Source organism: Helicobacter rappini (assembly GCF_900198625.1).
GTDB lineage: Bacteria > Campylobacterota > Campylobacteria > Campylobacterales > Helicobacteraceae > Helicobacter_A > Helicobacter_A rappini.
In genome coordinates, this window is record NZ_FZPK01000092.1 from 1 (window position 1) to 6,735 (window position 6,735).

3 protein-coding genes and 1 pseudogene are annotated in these 6,735 nt (G+C 30.6%); all 4 read right to left on the minus strand.

Annotated elements, in window-relative coordinates; all coding sequences use genetic code 11:
* Positions 1–331 (minus strand): annotated as a pseudogene (locus C6H17_RS11910) (hypothetical protein); the annotation flags it as partial.
* Positions 303–1,571: a hypothetical protein gene (locus C6H17_RS11915; protein WP_005219886.1), complete on the minus strand. Its 1,269-nt coding sequence runs from the start codon at positions 1,569–1,571 to the stop codon at positions 303–305. The gene C6H17_RS11915 and the pseudogene C6H17_RS11910, both read right to left, overlap by 29 nt.
* A 30-nt stretch (positions 1,572–1,601) precedes the next feature.
* The gene (locus C6H17_RS11920; RefSeq protein ID WP_005219887.1) at positions 1,602–5,294 is read right to left on the minus strand and encodes a hypothetical protein; all 3,693 of its coding nucleotides are present in this window, start codon (positions 5,292–5,294) and stop codon (positions 1,602–1,604) included.
* 118 nt (positions 5,295–5,412) lie between these two features.
* On the minus strand, positions 5,413–6,735 hold a 1,323-nt coding region (locus tag C6H17_RS12650; protein ID WP_199768875.1), incomplete at its 5' end, for a hypothetical protein.

Genomic DNA, 6,735 nt, shown 5'->3' on the forward strand with positions numbered 1-6,735 from the left:
TAAATGTATTAGGCTTAGGTGTGCAAGTGATAGGAAATCCTTTATCACTAAAGACATTGCCATTAACTAAATCTTGCATAATTGGATAATCATCATTATATTTCTTTAATGCTCTAGCACTAGGGAGTATTACAGAAATAAGAGTGCATGGAGTAGGAACACCTGCGATATTATTAGTGCAACCTACTATGCTAGAGTTGATTAAATCAGATTCTAGAATCATAGGTATGCCTTTAGATTTAAAGCTTTTACCTTTATTACTTTGCAATCTTACTGCTATCACAGGATTATGCTTTGCTTCTTTAGTCCTTAATATTATGCTTTTTAGCATAAGCTAGTATCTTTTCTCTTAGTTCTGCTGGGAAGCTTTCTCTATACATTGCTGGGATTCTAGGGTCTAGCTTAACATCAAACTTACCATCTTTATAAAGCTCTTCTAAATACTCTGGGATATAGTAAGTAGGAGCATTAGGATAGCCTTGAGGGGGAGTTGCTGCCATGATTTTGGCTTCTAAAAGCATAGTATCTATATACAAATCTGCTGATTGCTGCGTCCGTTCATTATTTAAATCAACATCATACCTCCAAAAGCTTATTTTTCCCATGCTTTCTTTAAACTCTCTTCTTGTTTGTTCGGTAGCTTTAGGATCTCTAGGGTCTAGCAGTTTGCCTTCATATATCTCATCATTGAGTCTTTCAATAGTAAATCCATTTTCATCTACTGAATATCCATAGTGTATATTCAAATCCATTACCCAATCCACCCCCATTATCTCATCAATGTATGGAAGCATACCAAATCTATCTGGCTTTATTTTCTTAGCTAGGGCAGTGAGCTGTTGTTTGCGTAAAGGGTTTTTTCTTATACCCGTTTTAAAACTCCCCAAATAATCTTTTCCATACATTTCTATTGGCTTTGATATACCTCTATAATCTATTTTTGGATTGAGTTGAATGTATAATATTGTAGATTGCACATATCGCGCACTAAAGCCTGTTAAATCTGAAGCAAAATATTCTGGATTCCCTAGTATCCCCGCCGCTATACCCCATTCTGTTGCAAAAAATTCAGATCTTAAAGTATCTTTATTTTTATCTACCTCATAAAATATCTCTTCATGTTCTGGATTTATCACTCTGCCATTCTCATCTACTCCACCTATGGCATCAAATGGTATATCTATGACTGCACTTCTTAAGCCACTTCTAATAACAAGATATTGATATCTCTCTCTTTTTGTCTTTAGAGATTCATAATATGCTTTTTCGCTCTTAGTCCAAGGGGCTATCGCTCCTTTTATAGGGTCTTTATAATAAAGCTTTTGGATTTCTCTAAATTCTAATAGAGTAGAAGGCTGTCCTGTCCTTATTGTGGGGTCTAGATAGTTAGGTTTATACTTTTTCTTTGCCTCCTCCATTATCTGCCAAGCTTCTATAAGAGCTTTAGAATAAGCTTCTGTGTATTTACCTGTTTTCACATCATTTCTAGGGGTAAAATGAATTTTATTTGTGCTTTTATCAACTTGCAATGCCAGTGCATTAGGTGTGTAGATTTGATAAGTATCACTCACATATTCTCCTTATATTTTGGTTTATAAAATCTAGCCTAACCATAGTCCATCTTCTATGATTATCGTAGTGGCTAGTCTACCTATGAGTTTAGGACATTTCTCCTTGTTTTTATCTTCACCTACATCTGTTCCTACAATATGTGGTGTTGGCGATGGATTGTTTAGGTTTTCCTTATCGTTTATCCCCACATATAAAGCCCTAATATTGTTTTGTCCTATGGTATTGAGACATTCTAAAAATCTTCTTGCTTTATTCTTATCTTCTTTATAGCTTAACATTATACCTTTATCATTGACTTTTCTTGTATAAGTAAAATAATAGTCTGCATAATCAGCAAGTATGCTTATAGCTTCATTATACGCATCAATGGCTGATGCTACCCCTTTTCTCTCCAAATCCTTAAACTTCCGATACAAGCTACTCTCTTTTGGCACTTGATATTTTAGGATATTATCTAGTGATATTGTAAAATCATCATTAAAAAACACTTCATCGCTGATAAGATTCGCAGAATCTCGCTTTTCACTTCGCATTTCATCAATGATGAGATAGCCAAGCAATCGTTTCAAAGCAAAATGATGACTTTCTTCTGATTTTGCATCTAACTCATAATGAAAACTTAGATGATTATGAAATACTCCTGTGCAAAGATTAATACCATAAAAAAGTTTTTTTAAATCAAAGCTCATAAATCTAGCATTTACAACCATAGGATAGGTTACAAAATCATCTTTGATTAAGGCATATGGTGCATCATACTTGAATGTATAAAACCTATATATAAGATTATCGTATTGTTGTTTTATGGCGTCATAATTACTTGGAAAAATTAATTCTAATGCTATGACGAATACAGCTTCCCTTGCCATTTGAGCCATATTGCTTTTAACTTCTTTTATTATTTTTGTATATGTGAGGTTTTTTGCATCGGCTATAATTTTAAGAATTTGATTTTTACCGACAAGATAGCTTTGATGGGGCTTTGAGCCATCATAATAAAAATACATTCTATCTATAAATTTCTCATCTATTGCATTTATACTTCCTTTAGCTTTTAAATGTTGTTTGATAGATGATTTTAGGTTAGAGAGATTAAGTTCTTTTTGGTTATCTAATTTTTGCTTTATCCCTGTGATAATAGCTGATTTTGCTTCAAAATGCGCTAATTGTTTTTTTGTTAGTCTTAGTTCTGTAATAGCATAATCTTTGGTAGTTTGCTTAATTTTCTCCCCTCCTTCTTTAATAGATTTTTTGTTATTGTTTAATTCTACATAGCTCTCATCTGGAAAAAATTTTTGTTTGGTCAAATGAAACACACCTAACATATCAAGTATAGCCTGATCCAACCCTTGCGTAGCTTGTGTAACCATAAATTTAATTATACGCTCCATAATTTTTATATAATTATCATCAAGAGCAAAGTTGATAAAAGGACAAGTGCAAGCTAATATGTTGTAAAAAGAAATGGTTACAATTTCTTCTATCTTATACTGATACCTATCTTTCAAGTATTCATCACCATACAAAAATGTAAGTTCTTCGTCAAAATTATTAATTGTTTTTACCTTGCCATTAAGCTCTATTTTTTTAGGGTATTCTAAAGATTCTTGGTTGTCTATTTGTTTTTCTAAATCTTGAAAAAATTGTGATGTTTTGATTTCATCAACAGGTATATTTGTATTTGATTGTAAATAATCATAGATTTTTACAAATATATTATTATAACCCTCAAGATAACGACACTTTATCTCGTATTTTGTATCAAGATAGTTTATTACGCACACTCCTTTATCTGTTATAATTGTTATATGAGGAAAAAGTTTCTTTGTGTGATGCAGGGATAGTGCTACCTTCAAAAACATTATTGATATATCACTTGTTTTTAATTGTTGTTTGTTTGCCATATTGTTTATATTGTTGAAAATATTTTGAGAGAAATCTTGCAACATTGTTAAATACTCTTTTGTAAGTTCTTTTTCTTTTTCTATAATACTTTTTTTATCTTCATTATTTTTAAAGAATTGGTTGATATATCTGTAATTATATATATTATCATTTGCAGTATATAATTTATTTATATCATTTTTAATCCCTTCATTATCGCTATGTGTTATATGTAATATATTCCACTTACTTTGTGCTTCGTCTAACTGAGTATTTAATTCAAGCAATTTTGTATAAGATTCTTTAAATTCATTATATTTATTTCTTGTGATTTTCACAAATGGAGAAAGCTGCAAGATAAATGGTTTATCATTGTCAGCTTCTATCTGTATCGCATAATTGCTATAATCTCTGCTACTATTGTAAGTATTTTGTCGTTCATTATATGTAAATCCTATCTCATTCCTATGTTTATCTTGGATATGATTATTTGCTATAGTTTCAGTGATTACCTCTGTGAGTTTTGCATTATGTTTGCTTGGGGCATTAGTGATAATAAGATAATTTTTACCCATATTTGTGATTGTTTTATTCTCCTTATTAGCAAATGATTCGGCTAGTTTGGCAGAATTAAAGTAGGGACTTTCTATATAAGAAATATGATTAAAACCTACAATACTTTTACTAAGAATTGGATATATACTATTGCTAGCTTTATGATTAAGATAGAGGGTTGAATCAAAAGTATTATTAAACAATTTAAATGAATTAGATTGATCGTGACTTTGTAAGAAAAATTTTTCTATATCTATTTCACCATTGGGTATAGAAGCCTTATAAGCGAGGTTAGATTCTATACAAGATGAATGAGCCATAACATCAATATTAAATGAAGAAATATCTAAAATTTCTTTTTTATTAATAATCAAGGCACAAGTTAAAAGATGAGTATTTGCATAACCTATAAACATACCAAATTCTGTTGCCAATAAATTTGCCAAAGGAGTTAGAAGGTGTTGATATTCTCTATTTTGTAGTTCATTAAACTCATCCATAAATAAAGCCACACTAGCACCTATCCCCACGATACCTATAGCAAGGCTATAAGGGTTAGATAATAAAGGTATGTTTATTGCAACATCAAATACAAGTTTAATAGCTATCTTCCATGTATCATTGTCTTTATTTTCCAAGAGTTTTTTTATATGCTCAATCAATGATTCTAAAGAATGCTTGAAACTATCATTCAAATAAGGTTTAATTTTTTCTGTAAAAAGCTTAGATTCATCAATATTGTTAATATAATTTTTCATATATTCCTTTAAGCTTTGAAAATTCGCATTTCGTAATTTATCCTTATCAAGAGATTCAAATAAATCTTTCAGTGTTTCTACATTTTTGTTATTAGTTTGGTTTTTAAATTGCTGAATGAGCTTAATTAGCGGATTATCTGTATAATGATATGAATTGATTGTAATACAATTTTTTCCTTTGGGAGAATGTGAAACTAATTGATCCCCAAAAGATTCTAAATATCTTATATATTTTTGCTTTTCTAAAACTGCCAAGTTCATATTTTGATCAATTTCATTAAATGTATGAATAGTAATTTCTACACTAGTATTTTTATTTTGCAAGGATTTAAGTTCTTGGATAATCTTTTTAAAAATGTCAATATTCTTTGGAGGTATATTATCGTTTTGTGTTTTTGCATAAAGATAATTAAAATAATTAAAATTTGGACAAATAAAATCAATTTTGCTTATCGAGTATCCATCTTTTGGCTTTAGTAAGGCTTCAATCTCCCTCAAAAGCTCTTTTCTAGTATGTATTAGCATACATTCTCCTCCATAATTTGCCTTTCAACACCGCTCATAGCATTTTTGCATATATCTTTAGTGTCATATATCACTATACCATTTTATCCTGCATTATACACCAAGTATCCTTGTAGTTTCATATATCTCCCCACAATCTCTCACTATGTCCTCCATTGATGACACTACACTTTAAGATATGAGAATCCACATCATCTTTAGATTCTGTCATAGAATCTACTCCATTAGCTAAATGTATTTCTATTTTCTTTGCTTTAGCTGGAGTGAGGAGAGTAATGATATATTGTGTGAGTGCATCTCCATGTAGTCCTATATTAGTATAGTCATTATTCTTTACTTCTAATTCCCTACATTCACAATACCTATAAACATACTGAAACCTCCCTACACCATAATCTTTATATTCATACTCTTTATATGCTTTATCATAGACTTTAGGGATTTTCTTAGGGATAATGAGTATAAGTGATAAAAGATTAGTATCTAGCTGTAAATCTATCTCTTTAAACTCATAGTATTTAGGATAATCCTTAAGGAGTAAGGATAGTAATGAAGTAGTAGAATCTGTAGCATTGTTGTCTGTAGTGTTTGTATTATTATGAGTAGTAGTATTATGTGTAGATTGTGAGCTATATGCTCTCTTATCTAGCTTTATAGTAGAATCTAAGTCTTTAGTATCCTTATGTATATCAAGAGTTATACTTTTCAGCGCCTCATCATCACTACTAGATTCTATAATCTCACCATTAAGCTTTAGTCTATATATAGGCAGATTATCTCTTTGAAGTGTATTTATTTTATAACGCAATCTCATACTTGGTTTAGTAAGTCTTATCACTGAAGCTAATGCTTCTTTACTTGTATCTTTAGTATTACTAGGACTAGGGGAGTTTATCCTAAAAGTATTTTCTTTAGGTGTGCAAATAAGAGGAAAGCCTTTATCACTCATTACACCACTAGAGACTAAATCTTGCATAATAGGATAATCATCATTAAACTTTTTTAATCCTCTTGCATTTGGAAGTATAGTAGCTACCATAGTGCAAGGTCCTCCACTTAGCAATGGATTAGTGCAACCTATGATAGAGCTATGTAATAAATCAGATTCTAAAATCATAGGTATGCCTTTAGACTTAAAAGATTTACCTTTATTGCTTTTTAGCTTTACTACTCCATTATGAGGACATTTGACTTCATTATCTTCTAGTATTGGGTGAAGCATAGAGGTGGATTGAGATGTAGAATCTTTAGTTTGAGATTCTTGCTTTTGTTGCTTTCTTTGCTCTTTTTCTCTCTCTAATATTGCTTGAGATTCTTTGGAGTTGCATTCTAACTTAATATTGAGACTAGAATCTAGGAGGGAATAGTTTAAGAGTGTTAGGGTGCTGTTATTTAGGAATATTTGGAGAGTTTGGGTAAAGCTCTCTTTAGAATCTTTTGT

Coding starts and splice junctions, on each gene's coding strand:
- C6H17_RS11920 (WP_005219887.1), bottom strand. CDS start 5,294: ATGCTAATACATACTAGAAAAGAGCTTTTGAGGGAGATTGAAGCCTTA.